The organism is Solirubrobacter ginsenosidimutans (genome assembly GCF_027587205.1).
On the sequence record NZ_JAPDOD010000006.1, the window covers coordinates 67,141 to 93,135 of the forward strand.

General features: G+C 70.2%; 23 protein-coding genes. 16 read left to right on the plus strand and 7 right to left on the minus strand.

Annotated elements, in window-relative coordinates; genetic code table 11:
- Position 1: 1 nt before the first annotated feature.
- The gene (locus OM076_RS09935) at positions 2 to 4,378 is read right to left on the minus strand and encodes a PDDEXK-like endonuclease domain-containing protein (RefSeq protein ID WP_270039519.1); all 4,377 of its coding nucleotides are present in this window, start codon (positions 4,376 to 4,378) and stop codon (positions 2 to 4) included.
- Between the two features lie 132 nt (positions 4,379 to 4,510).
- Here OM076_RS09935 and OM076_RS09940 point away from each other — a divergent pair, with 132 nt between their 5' ends.
- The 8 genes from OM076_RS09940 to OM076_RS09975 are packed head-to-tail and all read left to right on the plus strand — an operon-like array spanning position 4,511 to position 15,428.
- Entirely contained in the window at positions 4,511 to 5,470 is a 960-nt protein-coding gene (locus tag OM076_RS09940) for a hypothetical protein (RefSeq protein ID WP_270039520.1), read from the plus strand.
- Complete coding sequence (locus OM076_RS09945) at positions 5,463 to 7,166, plus strand: ATP-binding protein (protein WP_270039522.1); 1,704 nt, start codon at positions 5,463 to 5,465, stop codon at positions 7,164 to 7,166. The genes OM076_RS09940 and OM076_RS09945 overlap by 8 nt, the downstream gene beginning before the upstream one ends.
- Complete coding sequence (locus OM076_RS09950; RefSeq protein ID WP_270039524.1) at positions 7,163 to 8,329, plus strand: exonuclease SbcCD subunit D; 1,167 nt, start codon at positions 7,163 to 7,165, stop codon at positions 8,327 to 8,329. Before OM076_RS09945 ends, OM076_RS09950 begins: the two co-directional genes overlap by 4 nt.
- A complete protein-coding gene (locus OM076_RS09955; RefSeq protein WP_270039526.1) occupies positions 8,310 to 11,261 on the plus strand; it encodes an AAA family ATPase in 2,952 nt (983 codons plus the stop codon). Before OM076_RS09950 ends, OM076_RS09955 begins: the two co-directional genes overlap by 20 nt.
- A 55-nt stretch (positions 11,262 to 11,316) precedes the next feature.
- Positions 11,317 to 11,856 carry a CGNR zinc finger domain-containing protein gene (locus OM076_RS45965; RefSeq protein ID WP_372518015.1) on the plus strand — a complete coding sequence of 180 codons (540 nt, stop codon included), beginning with the start codon at positions 11,317 to 11,319 and terminating at the stop codon, positions 11,854 to 11,856.
- Positions 11,857 to 11,894: 38 nt separating this feature from the next.
- Positions 11,895 to 12,326, plus strand: coding sequence for a VOC family protein (locus OM076_RS09965; RefSeq protein WP_270039530.1), 432 nt, complete (start codon positions 11,895 to 11,897; stop codon positions 12,324 to 12,326).
- Positions 12,327 to 12,330: 4 nt separating this feature from the next.
- Positions 12,331 to 13,227 (plus strand): pyridoxamine 5'-phosphate oxidase family protein, encoded by an 897-nt coding sequence (locus OM076_RS09970; RefSeq protein ID WP_270039532.1) that lies wholly within the window; start codon positions 12,331 to 12,333, stop codon positions 13,225 to 13,227.
- A 50-nt stretch (positions 13,228 to 13,277) separates the two neighbouring features.
- Complete coding sequence (locus OM076_RS09975) at positions 13,278 to 15,428, plus strand: MMPL family transporter (protein WP_270039534.1); 2,151 nt, start codon at positions 13,278 to 13,280, stop codon at positions 15,426 to 15,428.
- Here OM076_RS09975 and OM076_RS09980 read toward each other — a convergent pair.
- The 3 genes from OM076_RS09980 to OM076_RS09990 are packed head-to-tail and all read right to left on the minus strand — an operon-like array spanning position 15,425 to position 18,854.
- Complete coding sequence (locus OM076_RS09980) at positions 15,425 to 16,945, minus strand: acyl-CoA synthetase (protein ID WP_270039536.1); 1,521 nt, start codon at positions 16,943 to 16,945, stop codon at positions 15,425 to 15,427. The genes OM076_RS09975 and OM076_RS09980 overlap by 4 nt on opposite strands.
- Positions 16,946 to 16,949: 4 nt before the next feature.
- Positions 16,950 to 18,062 carry a DUF5938 domain-containing protein gene (locus OM076_RS09985; RefSeq protein WP_270039537.1) on the minus strand — a complete coding sequence of 371 codons (1,113 nt, stop codon included), beginning with the start codon at positions 18,060 to 18,062 and terminating at the stop codon, positions 16,950 to 16,952.
- A gap of 3 nt (positions 18,063 to 18,065) precedes the next feature.
- On the minus strand, positions 18,066 to 18,854 hold the full coding sequence (locus OM076_RS09990; protein ID WP_270039538.1) for an SDR family NAD(P)-dependent oxidoreductase: 789 nt from the start codon (positions 18,852 to 18,854) through the stop codon (positions 18,066 to 18,068).
- 106 nt (positions 18,855 to 18,960) lie between these two features.
- Here OM076_RS09990 and OM076_RS09995 point away from each other — a divergent pair, with 106 nt between their 5' ends.
- The gene (locus OM076_RS09995; protein ID WP_270039540.1) at positions 18,961 to 19,572 is read left to right on the plus strand and encodes a TetR/AcrR family transcriptional regulator; all 612 of its coding nucleotides are present in this window, start codon (positions 18,961 to 18,963) and stop codon (positions 19,570 to 19,572) included.
- 2 nt (positions 19,573 to 19,574) lie between these two features.
- Here OM076_RS09995 and OM076_RS10000 read toward each other — a convergent pair whose 3' ends face one another.
- The gene (locus tag OM076_RS10000; protein WP_270039541.1) at positions 19,575 to 20,081 is read right to left on the minus strand and encodes a hypothetical protein; all 507 of its coding nucleotides are present in this window, start codon (positions 20,079 to 20,081) and stop codon (positions 19,575 to 19,577) included.
- A 69-nt stretch (positions 20,082 to 20,150) separates the two neighbouring features.
- On the opposite strand from OM076_RS10000, the gene OM076_RS10005 reads away from it, so the two are divergent.
- The 5 genes from OM076_RS10005 to OM076_RS10025 all read left to right on the plus strand — a co-directional run bounded on the left by OM076_RS10005 (position 20,151) and on the right by OM076_RS10025 (position 23,395).
- Entirely contained in the window at positions 20,151 to 20,801 is a 651-nt protein-coding gene (locus OM076_RS10005) for an SRPBCC family protein (protein ID WP_270039543.1), read from the plus strand.
- Positions 20,802 to 21,161, plus strand: a complete 360-nt coding sequence (locus OM076_RS10010; RefSeq protein ID WP_270039544.1) for an ArsR/SmtB family transcription factor — start codon at positions 20,802 to 20,804, stop codon at positions 21,159 to 21,161. It abuts the gene before it with no gap.
- A 96-nt stretch (positions 21,162 to 21,257) separates the two neighbouring features.
- Positions 21,258 to 21,860 (plus strand): DUF1326 domain-containing protein, encoded by a 603-nt coding sequence (locus tag OM076_RS10015; protein ID WP_270039545.1) that lies wholly within the window; start codon positions 21,258 to 21,260, stop codon positions 21,858 to 21,860.
- A 95-nt stretch (positions 21,861 to 21,955) separates the two neighbouring features.
- Positions 21,956 to 22,681 carry a DUF2182 domain-containing protein gene (locus OM076_RS10020; RefSeq protein ID WP_270039546.1) on the plus strand — a complete coding sequence of 242 codons (726 nt, stop codon included), beginning with the start codon at positions 21,956 to 21,958 and terminating at the stop codon, positions 22,679 to 22,681.
- Positions 22,682 to 22,702: 21 nt separating this feature from the next.
- A complete protein-coding gene (locus OM076_RS10025; RefSeq protein WP_270039547.1) occupies positions 22,703 to 23,395 on the plus strand; it encodes a DUF2461 domain-containing protein in 693 nt (230 codons plus the stop codon).
- Positions 23,396 to 23,398: 3 nt separating this feature from the next.
- Here the strand turns inward: OM076_RS10025 and OM076_RS10030 are convergent, their stop codons facing one another.
- Positions 23,399 to 23,560 (minus strand): hypothetical protein, encoded by a 162-nt coding sequence (locus OM076_RS10030; RefSeq protein ID WP_270039548.1) that lies wholly within the window; start codon positions 23,558 to 23,560, stop codon positions 23,399 to 23,401.
- Between the two features lie 107 nt (positions 23,561 to 23,667).
- Here OM076_RS10030 and OM076_RS10035 point away from each other — a divergent pair, with 107 nt between their 5' ends.
- Positions 23,668 to 24,231: a hypothetical protein gene (locus OM076_RS10035; RefSeq protein ID WP_270039549.1), complete on the plus strand. Its 564-nt coding sequence runs from the start codon at positions 23,668 to 23,670 to the stop codon at positions 24,229 to 24,231.
- Positions 24,232 to 24,427: 196 nt separating this feature from the next.
- Entirely contained in the window at positions 24,428 to 25,354 is a 927-nt protein-coding gene (locus tag OM076_RS10040) for a hypothetical protein (protein WP_270039550.1), read from the plus strand.
- An 8-nt stretch (positions 25,355 to 25,362) separates the two neighbouring features.
- Here OM076_RS10040 and OM076_RS10045 read toward each other — a convergent pair whose 3' ends face one another.
- Positions 25,363 to 25,992, minus strand: coding sequence for a glutathione S-transferase family protein (locus OM076_RS10045; protein ID WP_270039552.1), 630 nt, complete (start codon positions 25,990 to 25,992; stop codon positions 25,363 to 25,365).
- Positions 25,993 to 25,995: the final 3 nt, after the last annotated feature.

Below are 25,995 nucleotides of genomic sequence, written 5' to 3' on the forward strand. Positions count from 1 at the left end.
GTCAGACGACGCGATGCAGTTGCTGCGGCTCAGGTAGGCGCAGAAACACGCCAATGTTGGACTCCGCGTAGCCAACGAGTTGAGCATCCACGATGAGACGCTTGCCCTGAGCGTTGAGCCGCACGATTGCCGGTTGGTACGTCCGTGCCGCCGCGCGCGAGAGGTGCGCGACATGGCGGCCGTCGACGTGGACCGCCACTGCGACTGCATCCCATGGGTTGTCTGGCTCCGGCACAAGCTCAGCTCGGACCGGCACGCGGACGCGTCCGGTGCGCGCAACGCCGTAGGCGTCCACGATCGCGCGGAGAGAGTCGCGGTAATGACTCTCTCCGACGACATCGACCTCTCGCCAATCCAACCGCGCCGATTGCGGTGTGCCAGTCGCACCATTGCGCGAGGCGTCGATCGCCGCTCCCACCCGGGCGACGATCTTGCTTCCGCGACGTTTGAACCCGAGCTCGGCGATCGCCGCCGTGAGCAACTCCTCGCGGGTGCGCAGCAGGGTGTCGGATTCGATCCAGCGGACGATCGCGATTAGATCACCATCGGTGAACTGGTCGATTTGGCCCCATGGGAACACGTCCGGTCGCTCCTCGCGGGCGGGCGCCGCGTCGGCGACGGTCAGCTCAAGCCGTTCCGCGTCAGACACCGGCTCTTTCCGGTCCTTTCCGGACACCGCAGCGTCGTACGCCGCGCGAGCGCGCTCGATCTCGTGCCCTCGCGCGGTAAACCAGTCCTGCGACCAGATGCGATGGAACCGCCACCCGAGGCGCTCCAACTGCTCTTGGCGAAGGCGATCGCGGTCGCGAGCGGTCTGCGCCGAGTGGTAGCTCGCGCCGTCGGCCTCGATGGCAAGTACCAGCCGGCCCGGCTGATCGGGGTGCTTCGCGGCGAAGTCCAGGCGGTATTCGCTGACGCCGTACTGGCAGAGCAGCGGGATGCCCGCATGCTGAAGCGCGTCGTAGACGTCAAGCTCGAACGGGTTCAGCTCGACCGGGATCACCCCCTCCCGGTCGAGGCGATCGCCATTGGTCTCCGCGAAGGCGAGATACCGGCGCAGCAGGTCGGCGCCGCGAGCGCGGGTGCGATCGGGATCGAGGTCGAACGACGTGAAAGAAGACACGACGGTCATGCGGCTGCGTGCGCGAGAGATGGCGACGTTGAGGCGCCGCTCGCCGCCCTCGTTGTTGAGCGGCCCGAAGCGATAGATCATGCGACCGTCGGCGCCCTTGCCGTACCCGACGGTGAGGATGATCGCATCGCGCTCGTCACCTTGGACGCGTTCGAGGTTCTTGATGAAGAAGCGATCGGGGACCGTCTCGTCGAAGAAATCGTCGAGGTCGCTCCTGTCGCGCAAGGCATCGCGCAACGCCGCGTCGATCCGGTCCGCATGCGCGATGCCCATCGCGATCACACCGAGGCTTTCGCTCGGCCGCAGCTCCGCGTGTTCGAGGATCAGCTCGACCACGCGCAGGACCTCGGCGCCGGCGCTGACGTCTGAGCCGTGGTCGTAGGGCTGCCATTCGACCAGCTCATGACGCAGGCACTCCGGGCCGCTGATCCCCGGGAAAGTGAGCAGCGAGCGCCCGTAGAGGTGGGCGTTGGAGAAGGCGATCAGGCGCTCGTCGCGACTGCGGTAGTGCCAGCTCAGCATCTGCCAGTCCACGAGGAAGAGCAGCGTGTCGAGGATTGACTCGAAGTCCCCACTAGCGGCCGACAGTGCGGACTCGTCCTCGTCGAGCGCACCGATCGTCGGCCCCGAGAAGAAGTCAGTGGGCGGCAACTGCTTCTCATCGCCTGCGACCACCAGTTGACGCCCACGAGCGATCGCTGGCACCGCTTCGGCAGGGCGCACCTGGCTGGCCTCGTCGAAGATCACGACATCGAAGTACGGCCGGTCGTTGGGCAGCACCTGGCTGACGACCAGCGGGCTCATAACCCAGCAGGGTTTGAGCGCCGTCATCACATCAGGAGCGTCGCGGACGTTGTCGCGCACCGGCCGGTGGCGCGACTTGCGCGCCGCCTCCTTGCGGATCAACGTCGCCTGTTCAGGATGCTCGTCCTCTGCGCGCGTCGCCCGCTCGGCCGCCAGTCGTCGTACACGCTGGGCGCTGCCCTTGATGTGACGCCGGTCCGACTCGCGGAAGTCGGCAACCGTCCGTTCGTGCTGCTCGCCGTCGAAGCCGCCGACTCGCAGGTCACTAAGCCGGATCTCGTCGACGATCGACGCCATGACAGCGTGGTCGAGCGTCGCGACGCCGACGTCGGAATCCACCGGTGCGTGCTCGAGCTCCCGGACCAGTTCGTCGATTCCGGCGGCCGTCAGCCCGGTCCGCAGCTGGTGCAGGTCCGGCAAGCGTCCCAGCGTTGCCGCGTCCGCGCGCAAAGCGCGCAGACGCTCGGTGACGCCCTCCCGCGAGCCGTCGACGGCGACGCCCAGCAGCGCCTCGAGCTCCGCCATGCGCTCGGTCAACGCAGCGTGCTCCTGGGACATTCGTTCGAGGGCCGCCGGCGCCGTCGGTGGTCCGTCGGCTCCCGCCGAGTGCCACTGGCGCTGAGCCTCCGCGCCGATCGAAACGGCATCCAGCAACGCCGCTTTCCCCAAGCCGGCACCATCGCGCAGCAGCCCCTTGATCTGCTTGCGCGCAGCACGGAAGTCCGCGTCCCCGAGCGTGGCTGACAGTCGCGCGCCAGCACCGCGGCCGAGGGGCGCGAGCTGCTCGGCCAACGTGTCCAGCGACTGCTCGAAGAGTTCGGGCTCGAACCGCTCGAGCGTCCGCTGGATCGCCTGCCAGAGCGCGATGCGCTCGCCCCATCCGCGGAGAGTCGTCGGAGCGGGAAGACCCACCTCCGCGCAACTATGCTCGAGGTCGTCGAGCGTCGCGTCCAGCAGTCCCGTGGCGAGCAGGTCGACGAGATCGCGGGCCTGCTCGACCTGCCCGCGGGTGGTGATCGCAGCGCCACCCCAGGGAGAAGCCGCCGCGGCGCGCAGCCCGCCAAGACCGATGTAGTCCCGTAGTCGCTCGCGCACGTCCTCCAGCACCTCGTCCGTCAACGCCCGCAGGACGGAGCCTCGCAGCCGCACGGACGTTTGCGCGTCGAGTGCCAGCAGCTGCTGCTGGGCTTCCAACAGCGACACGTCCCACGGCTCGCGACGTGCGTGCAGGGCGGACGTCCAGTCGTTGAGCGCTGTGCGCCGGGTTTCGAGCAGTCGCTGCTCGCGCTCGAGGTTCGGCTGCGGGATGCTCGCGTTGGTCCGCAGTGCCGCTTCCAGCGACTGGGCCACCTGGCGCTTGCCGGACACCCCGCCGTGCAAGTCCAGCACGAGGTCCCCAAGACCTGCCTTGTCCAGGCGTTTGAGGACCGCGTCGATCGCGGCCCGCTTCTCGGCGACGAACAACACGGTCTTGCCGCGCGCCACCAGCGCCGAGATGAGATTGCCGATGGTCTGGCTCTTGCCGGTGCCGGGTGGGCCTTTGATGACCAGGTCTTGCCCCGCGAGAACCTTATTGATCGCGTGGTTCTGGCTCGAGTCGGCGTCGAGGACGAGAAACTCGTCATGCGGGGGTGTCCGGTCCGGCAACGACGGGTCGATGTCCGCTCGCCGCGCGCGGATCGCGCCCTGTGCAGCCGGGTCGCCCGCGAGCGCCGCAATTAGGTCATGCGCGACGAGCGCATCGACCGAGCTCTGCAGGTCCCGCACCATCGGTAGCTTGGCGTAGCTGAAGTTGCCGAGAGCGAACTTCGGACCGATCGAGAAGCCAGGCACCGACGCGGCCTGCTCGCGCAGCCATGCGAACGCCGTCTCGAGTTCTTGCGGCGTGTCGATCGCTCCGTCGATCCCCGCCCTGGCCAGCAACTCGTCGGGATCGCAATGGCAGTCGAACTCCGCGGCGAGCGCGTTGAGCAGCGTGGGATTGACCTCGAGGTCCCCGGTCACCGCGAGATCGAAGCGCTTCTGCGCGGCGCCGCGGACGCTCAAGGTCGCCGGCGCAAGCAAGACCGGCGCGGCCGGGATCGCCGTCCCGTGCGCGTTCTCCCATGTGGCGAGCCCGCACGCGACGTGCAGCGTGTGGATGCCGCGCTCCTCGTAGATCGCCTGCGCCTTGTTGTGGATCGCCCGTGCACGACGGGCGGCGTCCGCGCGGGCCTCCGGATCGTCTCCGGCGAGCTGGTCGAGCGAGCGCGAGCGGCCGGCGAGCACGTCGAACAGCGTCGCGCCCGTGCCGAGATCAAGAGTGCCGGTTCGCTGGTCGCGGAAGAACAAGAGGTTGTTGCGCGCGGAGCGGTCGACGAGCTGGTCGGTCCAGGCTTTGACCGCGCGCTCGACGACCTGGCGGCGCGACGAGCTACTGTCGGATTCCGGTGCGGCGGGCATCAGAGGTCGATGAGTCTCTTTCGGTCCCTCGGGCGGCGCAACTCGAACGAATGTCCACACGCGGACCGCTGAAGAAACTCGAACTGAGCACTATGTCAGGCTCGGGCACCCGCAGACGACTCTGCCCCCGACATGCTCCTGCGCATAGACCCCTGGAACCCGGAATACGGGTCCTCAGTCGAACTCGACATCGAGTCCGAGAGCGCTCCGGCGCTTGACCTCACGGTCGAGGTGAGCGGCCCCTGGGCGCCGTTCGCCGCCGCGTTGCCCATCAGCGGGCGCTGTTGCGCCTTCGTCGACGGCGCCCGCCGGATCGACGCGAACTTGTTCGCCGAGGAGAACGACCTGAGCGTCCCCGCGCTCGCGGGGACCTGGGCGGTTGGCTGCGCCTGGTCCTCGCGCCCACCAGTGATCGACGACGTCCGGGTCGGCCGCGCCCTGGTGGTCGGGGGAGGGCTCACACCGCCGCCGCCGCTCGAGATCCGGATCGGCACCGGGCGCCACAGCTTCACACCGTCGTCGGTGACCGGCAGCGACACCTCGGACCCGCTTCGTGGGCTGCAGAACGCGATGCGCGCCGCCGAGGGTGATGCGGCGCGGGTCGCGCTCGAATCCGGCCGCGCCGAGCTCGTTGTCGTCGACGGCCCGCTCGGCTCCGCGCTGGACGGGGCGATCGTCGGGATGGTCAAGCGCCAGAGCCGCACCTACCTCGATCGCGAGCGGGCGAGGGTCGTGCCCGCGCTGCAGGCAGGCGAGCGGACGCCGATGTTCAAGCTCAGCCGGCAGCAGTTCGAGTGCTACTCGTGGTACCTGCGCCTCACCGATCGGCGGGCGATCGACGGGGCGATGGCGGGCATCGTCCGGGTCGAGGTCGCCGCGCAGGCGGGGCTCCCCGCCGCCCAGGCGCTGGCCGAGCTCGTCAGCGGCGTGCTCCCCCAGTTCGCCGGCGACCCCGCGCGCGACCCCCGCGCGCCGCAGAACCTGTACCCCGTCGGCGCGCTGGAGAGCGTGCTGCGTCACCGCCTGGGTGACCCGCTGCTCGTCCGCCGCGCGATCGAGGCGGCCCTTCTCGAGGAGATCACGCGTGTCTGATCAAGCCGGTTCCGGCAATGAAGTCGGGAAGGTCCTCGGGACCCAGGACGCGACCCCGCTGGACTTCTGGGTCGCGATCAACGAGGACAACTACCTCCAGCTCGACGACGTGGTGGGCGTGCAGACGACGGTTCCCGGCGCCGGGCGGCTGACTATCTCCGGGGTGGTCGACATGGTCCGCGCGCGTCACGAGGGCGTGACGTTCGACTCCGACGTGTTCCTCGCCGATCGCGGACTCCTGCCGGTCCAGACGTCGCGCGCCGCACACGTCGTCAGCACCCGCTTCGAGCCGGAGCTCTACGTCCCGCCCACGCCGGGCGACGCGGTGCGCCGGGTCGCCGGGCTGGAACGCGACCAGGCGCTCTACTTCGACACGATGGAGCAGCGCGTCGTCGCGGGATTCGCGCGCGACGGCGAGCCGATCTACCTCGACCTCGAGTTCATCGACGGCCGCCGCGGCGCGCACGTGAACATCTCCGGCGTCTCGGGCATCGCGACCAAGACGACGTACGCGTCGTTCCTGCTCTATTCGCTTTTCCACAGCACCGTCCTGGGCGCCGAGGCCGCGAATACCAAGGCGCTGATCTTCAACGTCAAGGGCGAGGACCTGCTGTTCCTCGACAAGCCCAACGCACGCCTTACCCCGCAGGCGCGCGAGCAGTACCGCTGGCTAGGCCTGCCCGCGGGCCCGTTCGAGTCGGTCGGGCTGTGGGCGCCGGTGCATCGCGGCAGTGACGTGGCCATGCCGGACACGGGCAGTCGCCAGCGCGGCGTGACGGCCTACTTCTGGACAGTGCTCGACGTGGTGCGCGACGGGCTGCTGCGGTTCATGTTCGCCGAGGAGGGCGACGAGCGCAGCCAGATCGCCGATCTCGTCGGTCGCGTAGAGGCCCAGCTCCAGCGCCACGCGGAGGAGATTCGCGACTTCCCAGCATCCGTCCGCCTCCCCGACGCGGACGGCAACCCGACCGTAGTGCACTCCTTCGACGACCTCTGCGAGCTGATCCGAGTGCACGTCGAGCAGGACGGCGGGTCCTGGCGCGGGCCGATCGCCACGGGCACGGTGAACGCGTTCCTGCGCCGGCTGGAAGGCGCGCGGTTCCACTGCGGTCACCTGATCCGCGGCCGCGACGCGGCGGACATCGAGCAGCACCGTGTCGATTGGCGAGCAAACCAGGTCTCGGTGATCGACATCCACAATCTGCACGATCGCGCCAAGCGCTTCGTCGTCGGCGTCGTGATCAAGAAGCTCTTCGAGGCCAAGGAGCGCTCGGGTCAGGCGCGTCCGCTGGTGTTCCTCGTCCTCGACGAGCTGAACAAGTACGCGCCGCGTGAGGGCTGGAGCCCGATCAAGGAGGTGCTGCTGGACATCGCCGAGCGCGGGCGAAGCCTGGGGGTGATCCTCGTCGGCGCGCAGCAGACCGCCTCTGAGGTCGAGCGACGGGTGGTCTCTAACTCGGCGATCCGCGTCGTCGGCCGGCTCGACCCCGCCGAGGCCGAGCGCGCCGAGTACGGGTTCCTGTCCCCCACGGCGCGCCAGCGCGCCGCGATCCTCAAGCCGGGGTCGATGCTGCTCCAGCAGCCGCAGATCCCGGTGCCCCTGCAGATCACCTTCCCGTTCCCGGCGTGGGCGACGCGCTCCAGCGAGGTCGCCGACGAGCCGGAAAGCGACCCGTTCGCGAGGTTCGGCGCATGAGGCTTCTCCACACCGGTGACTGGCACGTCGGCCGGACGCTGCACCGCCGCCAGCGCCTGGACGAGTGCGCCGCCGTGCTCGGCGAGCTCGTCGAGGTGGCAGCGGCCGAAGCGGTCGACGCCGTGCTCGTCTGCGGAGATGTCTTCGAGCACTTCGCGCCGTCGGCCGAGGCCGAGTCGATCGTCTACCGGACGCTGCTCGCGTTGCGCGCGACCGGGGCCGAGGTGGTCGTCATCCCGGGCAATCACGACTACGCGCGCCGGTTCGCGGCGGTCGAGGGCCTGTTCGCCGCCGCGGGCGTCACGGCCGTGTCGAGCGTCCGGCGGCCCGACCAGGGCGGGATCGTGCGGTTGACCGCCCGCGACGGGACCGCGCTGGAGGTCGCATGCCTGCCGTGGGTGGGGGAACGGACGCTCTCGAGCGCCGCCGATCTCATGCTCGCCCAAGAACGGCCGTACCAGGAATACGCCGACGAGCTCGCGAGCCTGATCGCCGCGCTCTGCGCGCCGCTGGATCCCGCCGCGGTGACAGTGCTCGCCGGCCATCTCTTCGTGTCCGGCGCCCGCACCGGCGGCGGCGAGCGCGACCTCACAATCGGCCAGGTGTACGCGGTCAGCCCGGCGGCGCTGCCGACGACGGTGCAGTACATCGCGCTCGGCCACGTCCATCGCCCGCAGGACGTTCCGGGCGCCGCGACCCCCGCTCGCTACGCCGGGTCACCGCTGCAGCTGGACTTCGGCGAAGCCGCGCAGCGCAAGACGGTCACGATCGTCGACGTCGAGCCCGCGCGTCCACCGCGCACGCGGGAGGTCGAGATCACCCGCGGCCGCTCGCTGCTTGAGATCCGCGGCACGCTCGAGGAGCTCGCCGAGCGCGCGGGGGAATTCGGTGAGGCGTGGCTGAAGGTCGAGCTGGTGTGCGACGGTCCGGCGCCCGGCCTCGCCGACCGCGTCCGCGACCTCCTCCCGAACGCACTCGAGGTGCGGCTCGACTACGAGCGCGAGGACGCCGAGCGCCGAGCGGGCGAGCTGCGGCGCTTGTCCGCCCACGACCTGTTCGCCCGCTACTTCCGCGAGACGCATGGCGCCGACGCGGACCAAGCCGTCATGAAGTTGTTCGACGAGTTGCTCGAGGAGGTCGGCGGTGCGCCCACGCAGGCTTGAGATCGAGGGCTTCACGGCCTTTCGCACGAAGCAGGAGATCGACTTCACCCAGCTCGACCTGTTCGTGATCACCGGCCCGACGGGCGCGGGCAAGACCAGCCTGCTCGACGCGATGGCGCTCGCCCTCTACGGCCAGGTCCCGCGCATGGGAAAGCAGGGGCTCGGGCAGCTTGTCAGCCACGGCTCCGCCGAAGCGCGGGTGCTGCTGGAGTTCGAGTCGGGCGGTGAGCGGCTGCAGGTCGCGCGGCGTCAGCCTCGTCGCGGCGCCCAGTCCGCCCGCATCGAGCGCTTCGACGGCGAGCGGTGGGTGGACATCGCCGAGCGCGGCGGTGTGCGCGCGGTCAACGAAGCGGTCCTCGAGCGCGTCAAGCTCGACTTCGACTCCTTCTGCAAGGCCGTCGTGCTGCCGCAGGGCGAGTTCGCGCGCTTCCTCAAGGGCGATGCCGCCGAGCGCCGGACGACGCTGGTCACCCTGCTGGGGCTCAACGCTTACGAGCAGATGGCAAAGCTGGCCCGAGGGCGGGCGCGTGAGTTGGTCGTCCGCGGCGACCAGACCCGCACGATCCTGGCCGAGCAGTACGCGGACGCGACCGCCGAGACGCTGACGGTGGCCGAGGCCGAGGTGGTCACCGCCGCCGCCGCGGCCGAGCTGGTCGCCAAGCGCCTGGACGAAGGGCGCGCGCACGAACGGGCGCGCGTCGAGGCGGTGTCGGACGCCGCGACCGCCGCGGGGTTCGCGACTCGCTTGCGCGTGCTCGGAGAGGACCTCGGCGCGGAGGTCGCGCGCTGCCGGGCCGCCGAGGCGTCGGCGGCCGGCGCCGCGGTTGCGCGCGGCCGCGAGGGCGAGGCCGTGACCGCCGTGCTCGCCCTGCTGGCGAGCGCCGACGCGGCCGTAACGGCGCTGCGCGAGCGGGCGGGAACGCGCGAGGCCCTCGGTCGCCTGATCCACGCCGCCGAGCGCCGGCCATCGCTGGACGAGCGCGTGACCGAGGCCGAGCGCGGCGTGGCCGCGGTGGCCGCCCGCATCGTCGAGCTGAGCGCTGCCCTGGAGAAGACGACCTCGGACGCGGCCGCGGCGACGCAAGCAGTCTCCGTGGCTGCGGCCGACGAGACCCGCCTGCGTGAGGCGGCGGAGACCCTGAGCGCCGAGCGGGCTGGGCTCGTCCGGCTCGCGCAGGATGCTGAGAAGGCGGCCGCCACGGTGGTCCGGGCGCAGGCGACGGTCGACGGCGCGGCGGCGAGCGCCGCCGCGGCGGACGTCGTCGCAGAGGCCGCGGCGCTCACGCTCGCCGATGCCGAGGAGACCCTCGCGACGCTGCACCGCGTCCACACCGTGGCCGGGCTTGTCGTGGGGCTCGCCGTCGGCGATCCGTGCCCGGTCTGCGAGCGCCCGCTGGCGTCGCACCCCCCGGTCGATGACGACGTCGCCGAGCGGCTGGCCGCGGCGGACGCTTCGTGCGCCACGGCGTGTGCGGCGGCGGGGCTCGCCCGTGAGGAGCGCAGCGGAGCCCGCGGGCAGCTGGAGCTGGCCGAAGGGCGGCTGACCGACGCGCGGGCCGCGCTCGCCGAAGTGCTGAGCGAGCACGCCGACCGCGCCGGCCTCGAGGCCGCCGCGGCCGAGAGCACCGTGCGCGCCGAGGCGGCCGGTTCCGCGCTCACCGCCGTGACGACGACGCTGACGCGGCTCCGCGGTGCCGAAGGCACCGCCAACGTCGCGCTCGAAGCGGCGAAGAACCACCTTGAGGCGGCCCGCGGGGATCAGGTCACGCGGCGCCAGTTGCGCACCACCGCGCTGGACGAGCGCGACTCCGTCGACGCCCTACTGCGCTCCCGCTTCGGCGAGACGATTCCCGGGGACGTGCTCGACCAGCTCACTGCGGCACGCGCCGAGCTCGTCGTGGCCGAGACGGCGGCCGAGGAGGCGCGCTCGAGCGCCGACGTCGCACGCGGTCGTCAGCGCGAAGCCGACGAGGCGCACGCGCAGGCGGAGAAGGCGCTCAACGCGATCGACCTGCACCTCGGCACCTTGCGCACGCGCGTCGAGACGACGCTCGACGAGGTGCACCGCGGCACGTCACCGCCCGCGCTCGCGCGGATCCCGGAGCCGGCGCCGGCGCGCGACGAGTGGGCGTCGGCGCTCGCCGGCTGGTGCGACGTGGCGTCGGCGGCGCTGGCCTCGGCGGGCGCCGGGTCGTCGGAGGCGGCGGAGCGCGCCGGGGCGGCGTTGGTCGTCCTCGCCTCCGCGGGCGCGCCCGCCGGGGCCCCGGTGCCGGCGGCCGCGGACGCACTGGCGGCCCTTGTCCGTGACGAGCGCGCGGCCAGCGAGCTGCACGTGCAGGCGCGGACTGCGGCCAAGCATCTCGAGCAGCGAGTGCAGCAGCGCGCCCAGCTCGAAGCGGAGGTGGCCGCCGACAGCGAGCTGATCGCCGTGTTGGAGGTCCTCGCCCGGGAGCTTCGCGCCGACCACTTCATCGACTTCGTCGTCCAGGAGACGCTCGACATCCTCGCGCTGCGCGCGTCCGAGGAGCTGCATCGCATCTCCGACGGCCGCTACAGCCTGGTCTCCGCGGATGCCCAGTTCAGCGTCGTCGATCACGTCAACGCCGACGAGCAGCGCTCGGTGAGGACGCTCTCGGGCGGCGAGACGTTCATGGCGTCGCTGAGCCTCGCGCTCGCGCTGTCCAAACATGTCTCCGAACTGGCGGGCGAAGGCCTTGGCGCTCGCCTGGAGGCCGTTTTCATCGACGAAGGCTTCGGCACGCTGGACCCGGAGACGCTCAGCGAGGTCATCGACGCGCTGGAACGCCTGCGCGAGGACGAGCTGATCATCGGCGTCATCAGCCATGTGCCTGCCCTGGCCGAGCGGATCGGCGTCGGGCTCGAGGTACGAAAGGAAGGCAACCGGAGCGTCATCGTGGAGGCGACTCAATAACGAATGGTTCACATGGCGTGAACTGGGCGTTCACGCCTCACCGGCTACTTGGCCTATGCTGGTGAGCGTGCCTGTCGCCGATCCACGCCCACTGCTCGGGGAACCGCTCCCGCTCGACCTGCTGAACACGACCTGGGTGTCCGGGGATGGACTGCAGGATCTGCTGGTCGACGCGGAGGGTGCACGGATCTTCCTCGACGCCCACGGGTTCGACGCGCCGGCCGACGCGACCGCGCGGCGCGCGCTGCGCGAGACGCGCGAGGTGCTTCGCGCGTTCCTGTCGGACCGTGATTCCGCGACCGCACGGCACGAGGTGAACGCCGTGCTGGCGCGCGGTGCGCAGCGTCCGCTGCTGAATCCGTTCGGCGTCGACGTCGAGGTCGACGCCGCGGCGGCGTGGCGCGTGCCGTGGGTGTGCGCGGCGGCGATGGTCACGCTGCTGGAGACGCGAGCGGACCGGATCCGCGGCTGCGCCAATCCCGACTGCGTGCTCTGGTTCCTGGACACGTCGCGGCCGGGCACGCGGCGGTGGTGCTCGATGGCGGCGTGCGGCAACCGCGACAAGGCGATTCGCCACGGTCGTAGTCACCAGTAATCTTGCGTTAACCGGTTACCTCCGTTATGGTGGTGAGCATGACAGCGCTCGCCACCGGCCACGTCGGCCTCAACGTCAGTGATCTCGACCGCTCCGTCGGCTTCTACCGCGAAGTGCTCGGCTTCGAGGTCAAGGCAAGTGGGGACGGGTACGCGTTCCTCGGCGACGAGGAGCGGCTCGTGCTCACGCTCTGGGAGCAGAGCGACGGCGCCTTCTCGACCGCGACGCCGGGCCTGCACCACCTCTCGTTCGAGGTCGATTCGCTCGAGGACGTCACGGCGGCCGAGGCGCGCGTGCGCGCCGCCGGCGCGGTGCTCCACCACGACGGCATCGTCGCCCACAGCGAAGGCGCCTCCAGCGGCGGCATCTTCTTCGAGGACCCCGACGGCATCCGCCTGGAGATCTTCACGGGCGCGGGCGTCGTCGCGGCCGCCCCGTCCGGCGACGCGCCGACCTGCGGCTTCTTCTAGGCCGATGGCCTTCCATCCCGGAGAGCTGGCGGTGCAGGAGCGGGCGGGCGTGCTGGACCGCGCCGCCCAGCTCTCCGGCATGTTCACGGACGTCGTCCCACCGTCGGCCGTCGAGTTCCTCGAAGATCAGCCGTGGATCGTGCTGGGCGCGGCCGACGGCGAGGACCGCATGTGGGCGACCGTCCTGTACGGCCGCCCGGGCTTCGTCACGGTGCCGACCCCGTCGACGGTCCACATCGCCGCGCTCCCCCTCGCCGGCGACCCGCTCGAAGGCGCTTTGAACGGGCCGGTGGGCGGCATCGCCCTCGAGCCGGACACGCGCCGCCGCATGCGGCTCAACGGCGAGGCGAGAACCGCCGCGGACGGGGTGACGATCGCGCTCGAACAGGTCTACTCGAACTGCCCGAAGTACATCGCGACCCGCTACATCAGCGCGGTCGCGCCACCGCGTCCAGCCCGCCACACGGGAACGTTGCTCGACGCACGTGCGATCGAGCTGCTTGGCAATGCCGACACCGCCTTCGTCGCCACCCGCGCCCCGGGCCACGGCGTCGACGCCTCCCATCGCGGCGGGAACCCCGGCTTCCTGCGCGTCGTCGACGAGCACACGCTCGAGTGGCCGGACTACACGGGCAACTCGCTGTTCAACACGCTCGGCAACATCGCGCTCGACCCGGCCACCGGGCTCACGGTGATCGATCCGGAGACGGGCACCACGCTCTATCTCTCGGGCCGCGCCGAGGTCGTCTGGGAGGACGGCGGATTCCCGAGCGCGCAACGCCTCGTCCGGTATATAGTGGACGCAACGGTCCGGCTGGAGCACGCGGCGCCGCTCAGATGGGCGCTCGAACGTCCAGCGCGGAACCCCCCGATCGATACTGGGGTCACCCCCCGGCCGTAGTGCGGCTAGCCCGAACGAATGTTCGTGGCCAGTTCCTTAATCTCGCGCTTATGCGCAGTCTTGCCGCTTGGTGCCACGATCGGCGCCGCACCGTAATCGGCCTCTGGGTCGCAGCCTTCATCGTTTGCGCGGGTCTCTGGGCGACCGCCGCCGGCGACTATGTCAACACCTTCAACCTGCCAGGGACCGAGTCCCAGCGGGCGTACGACCTGCTGAAGGACAAGTTCCCGCAGGCGTCCGGCGACACGGCCACGGTCGTGTTCGCGGTCAAGGACGGCAGCGTCCTCGACCACAAGGCGCAGATCGAGGCGGTCCGCCAGAAGATCGGCAAGTCGCCTGAGGTGCTGGCCGTCGCCGACCCGACCGCCCCCGGCGCGCCGGTCTCGGAGGACGGCAAGATCACCTTCGCGCAGATCCAGTTCAAGAACGCCGCGGGCGACGTCGACGCCCCGGCCGTCAAGACGATGGCCGAGGACGTGCTCACCCTCGACGGCAAGGGCGGCGTCCAGGTCGCGCTCGGCGGCGACATCATCCACTGGTCGACCGCGCAGCAAGGCGGCGCCGGCGAGATCATCGGCATCCTCGTCGCCGCGATCGTGCTGTTCCTGACGCTCGGCATCGTCGCGATGGGTCTGCCGCTGCTCAACGCGCTCTTCGCGATGGTCGTGAGCCTCTCGATCACGGCCGTGGTCGGCACCCAGCTGCTCGACGTCGTCGACTGGACGCCGCAGCTGGCGGCGATGATCGGCATCGGCGTCGGCATCGACTACGCGCTGCTGATCCTGAACCGGTTCCGGCTGGAGCGAGGTGCGGGCAGGGATGTCCGCGAGGCCACGCTGATCTCGATCGACACCTCCGGCCGCGCCGTGCTGTTCGCGGGCATCGTCGTCGTGATCGCGATGCTCGGCATGGTGCTGCTCGGGATCTCGTTCCTCTACGGGCCCGCGATCGGCGCCGCGCTCTCGGTGCTCGCGACGATGGTGGCCGCGCTGACGCTGATGCCGGCGATCCTCGGCACCCGCATCGGCCGCCGGATCAAGAAGGCCGCGGCGACCAGCGCCGACGAGGAGACCGGCTTCGCCGCGCGCTGGAGCGGGTTCGTCGCCCGCCGCCCCGCGCCGGTGGCGATCCTCGCGCTCGTCGTCCTGATCGCGCTCGCGCTCCCCGCGCTGCACATCCGCCTCGCGTCCAGTGATGCGAGCACGTACAAGTCCGACGACACCTCGCGCGTCGCCTACGACCTGCTCAAGCAGGGCTTCGGCCCCGGCTTCAGCGCCCCGCTGCTGACCGTCGTCGAGCTGCCGAAGGCGGGCGATCAGGCGGCTCTGCAGAAGATCAGCGACGCGCTGAGCAAGCAGGACGGGATCGCCACGGTCCTGCCGCCGGCCATCAACAAGGCGGGCGACACGGCGACGATGATCGCCTACCCGAAAACCACCGGGCAGGACGAGCGCACCGACGAGACCGTCAAGACCGCGCGTAACGTGACGCTTCCACCGATCGCGAAGGAGACCGGCACGCGGATCTCGATCGGCGGCACGACGGCGAGCAACATCGACTTCTCCAAGACGATCCGCGACAAGCTGCCGCTGTTCATCGGCGTGGTCGTCGGCCTGTCGCTGCTGCTGCTGATGGTGGTCTTCCGCTCGATCCTGATCCCCGTCAAGGCCGGCATCTTCAACCTGCTCTCGATCTCGGGCGCGTTCGGCGTCGTGACGCTGATCTTCCAGGACGGTCACGGAGCCAGCCTGTTCGGCGGCGCGACCGGGCCGATCGAGTCGTTCCTGCCGATCATGGTCTTCGCCGTCGTGTTCGGCCTGTCGATGGACTACGAGGTCTTCCTCGTCTCGCGCATGCACGAGGAGTGGACGCACACCAAGGACGCCACGTACGCGGTGCGCCACGGCCTGGCGATGACCGGCCGTGTGGTGACGGCGGCGGCGATCATCATGATCGCGGTCTTCGGCGCGTTCGCGATCGGCAACGAGCGCGCGCTGGCGATGATGGGCGTCGGCTTCGCGGCGGCGATCTTCATCGACGCGTTCATCATCCGATTGCTGTTGCTGCCGGCCGTGATGCACCTCGCCGGACCGGCAATGTGGTGGATGCCGAAGTGGCTCGACAAGCGCCTGCCGCACCTCAACATCGAGCCGCCCGAAGAGGTTGTGGAGCCCGAAGAGCGCGAGCTCGCGTACCGCTAGTGCAGTAGCTCTGCGCGCACCTCACCCTTGAGCACCTTGCCGACGCGCGAGCGCGGCAGCTCGGGGGTGAGGTGGACGCGCTTGGGCGCCTTCACGCTCCCGATCCGCTCCTTCACGAACGCGATCAGGTCGGGCGCCTCCGCGGTCTCGCCGGGCTTGAGCTCGACGACCGCCTCGACCCGCTCGCCCCACTTCTCGTCGGGCAGGCCGACCACCGCGCAGTCGCGCACGGACGGGTGCTGCATCAGCGCCTGCTCGACCTCCGCCGAGTACACGTTGAAGCCGCCGGTGATGATCATGTCCTTGAGGCGATCGACGATGAACAGGTAGCCGTCGGCGTCGAGGTAGCCGACGTCGCCGGTGTGGTGCCAGCCGAAGCGGCTCGCCTCCGCGGTCGCCTCCGGGTTCTTGTAGTAGCCGGCCATCACGAGCGAGCTCTTGACGACGATCTCGCCTCGCTCGCCGTCTGGCAGCAGCACGCCGGTCTCCGGGTCCATGATCCCGACCTGCACGAGCGGCGCGGGCCGCCCAGCTGAGGCGAGCCGGTGCGTCGCGATGTTCCCGTCCGCGTCGAAGTGCTCCTTCGGCGGGAGCATCGAGACCATCATCGGCGCCTCGGATTGCCCGAAGAGCTGCGCCATCACGGGGCCGATGGCGGTGATCGCCTCCTGCAGGCGCGCGGTCGACATCGGCGCCGCGCCGTACCAGAAGCACTGCAGTGACGAGAGATCCGCGGTGGCGAGGTTCTCGTGCCCGAGCAGCATGTAGATCAGCGTGGGCGGGAGGAACGTGTGGGTGATGCGCTCGGCCTCGACCAGCCGCAGGAACTCGCCGAGATCCGGCTGGCGCATCACGACGATCTTCCCGCCGAGCGCGAGCACCGGGAAGCACAGGACGCCGGCCGCGTGGGTGAGCGGCGCGAGCGCGAGGTACGCCGGGCGCCCTTGGAACGGGTAGCCCATCAGCGTCAGCGCGGTCATCGTCTCGAGGTTGCGGGCGGTGAGCATCACGCCCTTCGGCAGCCCCGTCGTTCCGCCCGTGCCGACGAGCATCGCGAGGTCGTGCGGAGGGTCCAGCTCCAGCGCCGGCATGCCCTCGTTCAGCCAGCTCTCGAAGTCGTCCTCTTGATCGAGGCAGACGACCGTCTGCAGGGCCGGCAGCTGCTCGGCGATCTTGGCGACCATGTCCGCGTAGCTGGAGTGGAAGAGCAGCAGCTCGCAATCGAAGAGCTCGAGCAGCGCGCGGTTCTCGTCCGCTTCGTTGCGGGGATTGATCGGGCACCACACCGCGCCGAGCCGAGCGATCCCGAAGACGCTCGCGAACGCGGTCGCGTTGTTGGACGACAGGATCCCGACCTTGCCGCCGGGCTGGACGCCGGACGTCGCCAGCGCGCCCGCGACCCGGTGGCTCAGGTCCTGCACGTCGCCGTAGGTCAGCGTGGTGGCGCCTTCGACCAGGCAGGGCGCGTCACGACCGAGCGACGCGCCCTTGTCCAGGTAGTCGACGAGCGAGGACATCGCGTTAGTCGTGGACGGTGATGATCGGTTTCAGGACCAGGCCGTGGGTGCGTAGGAGGCCGAGCAGCTCGCGGTGCCCGAAGGCCTGGCAGGCGCTCGCGAGCCCGACGCGCTTCGGCGGCTGCTGCAGCAGCGAGTACGCCGCGTACGCCTGGAGCAGCCCCGTCTGCTTGTAGTTGGAGTTGCCGTGGATCACGGCGTGGGCGCGGCCGAGCGGACCTGACGCGTAGACCGAGTCGACGGAGGTGTTCACGCGCGGGTTCTCCCGCGGCGGCATCCCCGCCTGCAGCGAACCGGCGATCTCGGCGAGCTTGGCCTCCTGCTCCGCCGGCGCGAGCGGCCGGATCTGCTCTTCGAACATCTGCGTCGTGGCGACGACGCCGTCCATCACGGCGCGGTCGAGCACGCCGCCGGTGACCGTGACCGTGGAGACGCGGGGGTCGTTCTTGAACCACACCGGATGGCAGGTGCCGCCCCAGGGCACGGTCAACGCGGTGCCGTGCTGGCCGGGGACGACGCACTCGCGGGTGGCGGTGTGATCCCACGCCACGTACTCGTTGTTGACCAGGTGGAACCAGTCCGCCTTCAGGATCGTGAAGATCGTCTGGGTCGAGGCGTAGGTCGGGAAGCCCTTCCAGAGCACGAGGATGTCCAGCGTCTCCATGCCCGGCGTCTCGAGCGCGAGGTTCGCGGCGATCTCACCGGTCGTGTACATCTGCGCGACGCCGGGCGCGATCAGCAGCCCCTGCTCGGCGAACTTCTCGCCCCATCTCGCCTGGGCTTCGAGCACCCAGTCCTGCTCACCCGTGGTGTCGAGGTAGTGGGCGCCGACGTTCAGGCACGCCTCGGCCACCTCGTGGCCATAGGAGATGAACGGCCCGACGCAGTTGCAGACGACGGAGGCGCCCTCGAACGCCTCGCTGAGCGAGGCGACGTCGTGGGTGGCGGCGGCGACCTCGTGGTCGATCGTGTCGACGCCGGGGACGTGGTCGACGACGTCCTGCGTGCGCTGAAGGTCGCGACCGACGGCCTTGAACGGCACGTGCAGCTCACGCAGGTACTCGCAGATCAGGCGGCCGGTGTAGCCGGACGCGCCGTACACGATCACTGGCTTCATCGTCTACATCCCCATTCCACCGTCGACGGGCAGGCCGATCCCCGTGATGAACCGCGCCTGGTCGGACGCGAGGAAGACCACCGCGTCCGCCATGTCATTGACCTCTCCGAGACGCCCGAGCGGCGTCTGCTCCACCACCGCGCCGACGGCGGCCTCCGGGCTTCCAAACAGGCCGAGCGCCGCCATGTCGACGGCGAGCCGCTGGCCCATCTCGGTCGGCACGAGACCGGGGTAGACGCAGTTGACGCGCACGCCGAAGCCGAGCTTTCCGGCCTCGAACGCGGCGACCCTGGTGAGGCGGTCGACGGCCGACTTGGTCGAGGAGTAGCCGGCGATGCCGGGGAAGGCGATGGTCGCCGCGACCGAGGAGACGTTGACGATCGCGCCGCCGTTCCCGGCCGGGCCGTCCGGGCGCATCGCGCGCAGGCCGTGCTTGATGCCCAGCGCGGTGCCGAGCACGTTGACCTCGAGCATCTTCTTGAGGTCATTGGCGTCGATGTCCACGATCAGGCCGGAGATCTCGATCCCGGCGTTGTTGACGAGGATGTCGAGCCCGCCGAGCTGCTCGACCGTCGTCGCGATCGCGCCCTCCCAGCTGCCCTCATCGGTGACGTCCAGCCGCGTCGAGAGCGCGCCGATCGACTCCGCCGTCTCCCGGGCGAGGTCCTCCTGGAGGTCGCCGATCATGACCTTCGCGCCGGCCGCGGCGAGTGCCTGCGCCATTCCCGCGCCAAGGCCCTGCGCGCCACCCGTCACCAGCGCATGCCGGCCCTCGAGCACACCTTCAGCCATCTCGTCTCCTCTTGCCGCTGGACTGCGCGGGACCCTACGACTCGGTCTTGACACTTGTCAAGGATTTCTTGGACGCTTGTCAAGACGCCCTGTAGTCTTCGCCGCCATGGCCACCGCCGCCACGCACCCGCGCCGCCCCGTCGACAAGTTCGAAGAGCGGCGCCGTGAGCTCGCCAACGCGGCGCTGCAGACCCTCGGCGAGCTCGGCTACGCCCGCACCTCGCTGCGCGAGATCGCCCAGAACTCCCCGTACTCGCACGGCGTCGTCCACTACTACTTCGCCGACAAGGTCGAGCTGATCACGTACTGCGTGCGGCAGTACAAGGCGTCGTGCGTTCAGCGCTACGACGCGATCGTCGAGGCTTCGCGCGATGCCTCCGAACTCGCCGTTGCGTTCGCCGACGCGCTGGTGACGACGATGGTCGAGGACGCCCCGATGCACCGGCTCTGGTACGACCTGCGCTCCCAGGCGCTCTTCGAGGCCTCGTTCCGGGCGGACGTCTTGGAGATCGACGCCCAGCTCGAGCACATGATCTGGCAGGTCGTCGCGCGTCACGCGGCGCTGCGGGGAGTCGAGGTGGCGATGCCCTCACCGCGGGCCTACGCGATGTTCGACGGCCTCTTTCAGCAGGCGCTGTTGCACCACCTCGCGGGGGTCGACGGTGCGTCCGAGGAGCTCCGCGCCGGAGCGCGGCAGTTCCTCGGCCTCACCGCCTGACGTCAGGTCAGCCGCGGGCGCAGCAGATCCGCGGCCTGACGCCGGATGCGTGCGTCACCCAGCCGCAGCGCGTCGACCAGCGCGAGCGCCTCGTGCATCCACGGGTCGCTCAGGGAGACCTCGCTCGCCGCCTTGTGCAACGGCGTCACCGAGAGCCCGCGAGCGCCGCCGAGCGGGTCCGGCCACACCGGCGGAAGCTTGTTCGAAGCCGGGGTCCGGGCGGAGAGCGGAGGCGCCGCCCACGCCGTCGGCATGCCGCGCGCCGGCGCGCCCAGACGCGCGGGTGCGACCAGCGCGACGGCGTTCAACAGCAGCTGCTGCGCCGCCGGGCGGATGACCTTCTCGCTCCGCTTGTCGAAGACCGGCGACTCGCCGAGCCGCGTCAGGGAGCGCTGCAACTCGGCCTGCGGCATCGCAAGATCGCCCGCCAATTCCTGGACCGACCACCCACCGCCCCGGGCGGGCGTCAACAGACCGAGCAGAACGAACACGTCAGGCGGGCGGAGCACCGCCGCAACCTAGCGCGGCGGACGTCGTGTATCTTCTGTATAAGTCCACGCTTATACTTGGGAGGGAAGATGATCGCCGACCCCGCAGCTCTCGCCGGCCTCGTCACACGCGAGGTCCGGACCGGTTCCCGCGCCGGAGCGACGACGAGGATCGCCGTCGCGCGCCGGCTCTACCCCACCGATCAGGCCGATCTCTGGGACGCCGTGACGAACGCCGAGCGGATCCCGCGGTGGTTCGTGCCGGTCAGCGGGGAGCTCGTCCTCGGCGGGCATTACCAGCTGGAAGGCAACGCGGGTGGCGTGGTCGAGCGCTGCGAGGCGCCTTCGGAGTTCGCCGTGACCTGGGAGATGGGCCCGATGGTCTCGTGGCTCGAGGTCACCTTGTCGGCGGTCGACGATGGAACCGTCCTGGAACTGGTCCACGAGGCGCCGGTCGATCCGGAGATGTGGGGGCAGTACGGTCCCGGCGCGGTGGGCGTCGGCTGGGATCTCTGCCTCCTGGGCGTGGGCATGTACGTCGCGGGCGACGCCGTGCCCAATGCCCCCGCGGAGGCGGATGCCTTCCGCACCTCGGTTGAGGGCACCGAGTTCATCCGCCGGTCGGGCGCGGGGTGGCGAGAGGCCGCGATCGCCGACGGCGACGAAGCGGACGCCGCCCGCGAGGCGGCTGAGCGCACGATCGCCGCGTACACCGCTCCCGTGGACGGTCACTCGAGCTAGATGGGCGATGTCTTCGACGCGCTCGGCGAGCCCACCCGCCGGCAGATCCTGGGCCTACTCGCCGGGCGCGAGCAGCCGGCGGGAGCGCTCGTGGCGGCGCTGCCGTCAATCTCCCAGCCCGCGGTCTCGCAACACCTGAAGGTGCTGCGCGACGCCGGCCTGGTGACCGTGCGCGCCGAGGGCACCCGCAGGTTCTACGCCGTCGACGAGGCGGGGATCGAAGCCGCCCGCGCGTGGCTCACGCATCTGGTCGACCCCGTGGCGCCGTTCGCGCAACCGCTCGACGCGCTCGCGACCGAGGTCGCGCGCGGCAAGCGGGATCGAGCTCGTTCACAAATGCGGGCGAGGCGCTCCGCTTAGGAGCCTCCGATCGCTCTCATCAAGCGTTCCTCCCGCGGTTGACGCCGCGCCCCAATAGTCGGAGAATCGGTTCCTTCGACTTGGAGGTGGTGCACCGTGGCCTGGAGCCTGCGCGGCAACTACGTCGAGACCTGCTCGTGCGAGCTGATGTGTCCGTGCAACCTGTCGTTCGATCACGGCGCGACGTACGACTTCTGCCGTGCGACGCTCGCGTTCGAGATCCGTGAGGGAGAGATCGAGGGCACCGCGATCGGCGGCCTCAACATCGTCGCGATCATCGACACGCCGAAGGTCATGACCGACGGGAACTGGAAGCTCGGCGTCTTCGTCGACGAGCGCGCCAGCGACGAGCAGTCCGACAAGCTCGTCCAGGTCTTCACCGGTCAGCTCGGAGGCCCGATGGCCGGGCTCGCGCCGCTAGTAGGAGAGGTGCTGGGCGTCGAGCGGGCGCCGATCGAAGTGCTCCACGACGGGCTCCGTCACAGCGTGCGAATCGGGGACGCGGTCGACTTCGAGGTCGAGGACATCGTTCCGTTCGGGGTCACGACGGGTGAGCCGGTTCGGTTCGACGGCATGTTCCACCCTGCGGGGTCCGATCTCACGATGGCGGAGGCGACCCGTTCGCAGATCAACGGCTTCGGGATCCAGTACGAGGGCAAGACCGGGCTCTCGAAGAGCGAGTTCGCCTGGGCGGCCTGAAGTACGTGATCGCCCCGGCGCGAGATTCGGTCTCCGCCGACGCCGGACTGGCGCCTGCGTTCACAGCCGCGCGTGCACGTCTCGGAATCGTCGCCGTGCTCGTCGGGCTCGCGGCCATCGGCTGGTGGTCGACGATCGATCGCATGCAGGGCATGGACGACGGCCCGTGGACGGCGCTCGGAACCGCGGGCTGGTTCGTCGGCACCTGGATCGTGATGATGGCCGCGATGATGTTCCCCGCCCTCGCTCCGACGGTCGCGCTGTATTCGCGCATGACCAAGGAGCGCTCGCCTGTGGCGCCGCTGCTGTTCACGGCGGGCTACCTGCTGTTGTGGGGTGCCGCGGGAGCGTTTGCGTTCGTGCTCGCGCGTGCGTGCGGACGGATCGCCGGCGATGCGCTCGCGTGGGACGAGGCCGGGCGGTGGCTCGCCGGCGGCACGCTCGTGGCCGCTGCCGTCTACGAGTTGACGCCGTTCAAGGACGTCTGCCTCGGCAAGTGCCGCAGCCCGCTGGGGTTCTTGCTCGGCGCGTGGCGCGACGGCCGCGCGGGGTCGCTGCGGATGGGCGCCGAGCACGGCGCGTGGTGCGTCGGGTGCTGCTGGGCGCTGATGGCATCGTTGTTCGCACTCGGCGTGATGAGCATCACGTGGATGGCGTGCGTCGCCGCGCTGATCGCCGTCGAGAAGACCCTCCCGTGGCGTCGCGCCGCGACCTTCGGCACCATGGCGATCCTCCTCGTGCTCGGCATACTCGTGCTCGCGGCGCCCGATTCCATCCCCGGGCTCACGATTCCCGAGCACATGGCGATGCCGCAGATGTAGTCGTCGGCGAAGATGTCTGGCGTGACCGTCGAAGCGCCCTCCTTCTCCCCTGAACTGTTCACGTTCCTGCGCGACCTGGCCGACAACAACGACCGTGAGTGGTTCGCGGCCAACAAGCCGCGCTACGTCGCCGAAGTGCAGGAACCCGCGCTGGCCTTCATCGAGGACATCGGCCTGCGGCTCCCGGAGATCAGCCGCCACTTCGTCGCCGACGCCCGCACCAACGGCGGATCGATGTTCCGCATCCACCGCGACGTCCGCTTCTCCAAGGACAAATCGCCCTACAAGACGCAGGTCGGCATCCAGTTCCGCCACGCCCGCTCGCGCGACGTCCACGCCCCCGGCTTCTACCTCAACCTCGAACCCGGACGCGTCTTCATGGCCTGCGGCACCTGGCGCCCGGACCGCGACACGTTGCACGCGATCCGCACCGCGATCGCGGCTCGCCCAGCCCGGTGGCAGGGGATCGTCGAAGCGCCGCCGTTCAGCGACCGCTTCCGCCTCGGCGGCGAGACCCTCAAGCGCCCGCCGGCGGGCTTCGACCGCGAGCACCCGCTGATCGAGGAGCTCAAGCGCAAGGACTTCATCGCCGCCGCCGAGTTGACCGAGGCCGACGTGACCGCGGATGGGTTCCTCGACCAGTTCCTCGAGCTGTGCGGCGAGGCGGGCGAGTTCATGCGCTTCCTCTGCGACGGCGCGCGCGTGGCCTACTGAACGTCAGAGCGGAGCGCGGGCCAGCGTCAGGGCCGAGATGCCGCCGAGCGCGGTGAGGTACTCGCGATCGGCGGTCGAGAGCGGCCGTTCGTCGGCGAAGCCGACGCCCAGCACGCCGAGGCGAGCAGAAGCACTCGCGCCAGAGCCGGCGTCGGTGCTGACCACTGACGCGCGTTTTGCACGCGCCGTCGCGGCACACGCCCGCGTTCCGGTGCTTCTCGTCGGCTGACGACACGGGGGCGAGTCTCGCGCCGCGGCACCTATGTAGGGGCATGGACGACCGACCCACACCGATAGATCCAGACCAGGTCGAACGGCGTTTCGCCGCGCTGCTCGAGAAGGCCGGGCTGCCCCGCTTCACCTCCTCGTTTCACGACACGGAGACGGACCTGCTCGAGGTCAGCTGGGATCACGGATTCACGATCCACATCGACCTCACGCGCTCCGACATGGCGCCGATCGACGACATGGAGCGGGCCGCGATCCTCGAACTGCCCTACCAGTGCGAAGACCATGAGCCGATTCACGTGACCGTTCCCGGGTCAGCGGACGATCCGCGCTCCGTCGCATCGATCCCCGGCGTCGTGGTCCACCGCGGGCCGCCACTGCACCCGGACGATCTCATGGTGTACGAAGGCATCCCGGTCACGTCTCCCTCCCGCACGCTGATCGACCTCGCCGAGGTCATGACCGCCGACGAGCTCAGGGCGGCGTTCGGTCGCGCGCGGGAGATCGGGCTGCTCGACCCGGACGCGCTTCGCGCCTCACGAGCCCGGGTCGAGTGGCGTCCGTCGCTGGCGATGCTCGACGAGGTGATCGAGGAGTTCTGCGGCTGAGGTCGAGCTGAAGTCCGCACAGAGACATCGACGCGCGGCGCGCCACCGCGCACGCGACACGGCCCTGAGCTTCGCACCGCTTCCTGGTGACGGCGACCGGTTGACGGCGTCGCCGGCGGCCCCGGAGCATCCCGGACAAGTGCACGATCGGTCGCGCGAGAATCCCAAGAGACGCCGCCGAGACCAACCAGCGCCGGTGGTCGAGCGCGGGCGCCCGGTCGGCGCGGCCGCGGTGCTGGCGCTGCAGCGCAGTGCCGGCAACCGCGCGGTCTGCGAGGCGCTCCGGCCGCGCACCGCGGGCGTCGCGCGCGCTCCGAAGCCTGAGCCGAAGCCTCAGCGGCCGCGCTTGCGCAGCTCCCGCGGCAGCCTCCAGCGGCTGATCGTCAACGTCGGCCACGACATGCTCGACACCGAGCTGCGCAAGGACAACGGCTGGATCATCGCCAAGGACATCGAGATCGCGCTGCGAGACGGCGGCGTCACGCAGCAGGTGCGCGAACTCGCCCTCGTGTCTGCCTACAAAGGGCTCAAGCGCGACGAGAACATCTACCTCGTCGGGCACGGCGCGCCGGGGTTCGTCGGTGTCAAGGACGCGGAGGAGGTGGCGGCGGCGCTCGGCCTCGCGCTGCCGGAGGACTACGCGGGGAAGATCAAATCGCTGTCCTGCTCGACCGGCACGGCCCCGATGCCGACCGAGAAGGAGCAGCGGTACTGGTCCGGCGTGGCCGAGCTCGCGGCGCTGCTCGAGCGGGTCTCCGTCCCGGTCGAGGGCGCGTACGGCATCGCGCTCAACCACCCGGCCTTCCAGGGCGCCAAGCGCACGGTCAAGCCCGGCGCGGACAACTGGGACAAGGTCCTGGCCGAGATCGTCAAGACCCAGAAGTACGTCGACGCTGCCTGGAAGAACTACGTCGCTCCACTCGCGAAGCAGCCGATGCTCGAGCCGTTCATGACGATCCCGCTGATGGCGGAGATGCTCTCACGGCCGTTCTACGTCGACCTCGAGCGCAGGATCGAGCCATATCTGGTCGACAAGACCGAGGACACGACGATCGCGGTCAGCTCCGGCACCGGCTTCTCGTCGATCATCCTCGATCTCCACGAAGCGAGTTTCAAGGCCTGACGCGCGCGTCAGTGGTAGCGGTCGAAGTCGTCCGGCCAAGGCAGCGGGAACAGGTGCCGGAGCGGCCGCGCGTTCGCGATCACCTTGGCGAAGGACGGGCGTTGCGCCAACGCGCGGTAATACCGCGTGAGGTGCGGGTGCGTGGCCTCATCCCACGGGTGGATCGCCAGGGCGTAGAAGAGTCCCGGCGCCGCGGCGCAGTCGGCGATCGTGAACGCGTCGCCGGCCACGAACTCGTAGCGGGACAGCTGCGCCTCGAGCATGCCGTACGCCATGTCCATCTGGCCGTGCGCCTTCGCGATGGCACGCTCGTCGAAGCGCTGCTCGATCGTGTCGAAGACGACCGCCTGGACCGCGTCGGAGACGTACTGGTCGCAGAGCCGATCCCACAGGCGGGCCTCGAGCGTCGGGACGAGCCGGGAGCCCGCGACGTGCTCGATGATGATCGAGGTCTCACCGATGATCTGGTCGCCGTCGCGCAGCACCGGGATCGAGGCCGGCGGCCACAGCTCGGCCAGTTCGGCACGGTCGAAGTCACGCTGCTCCTCGAGGATGTCGTACTCGACGCCCAGCTCGTCGAGCGCGATCAGGACCTTCTGGCAGTACAGCGCGAAGGGGTGCTCGTACAGGGTGAGCATTCC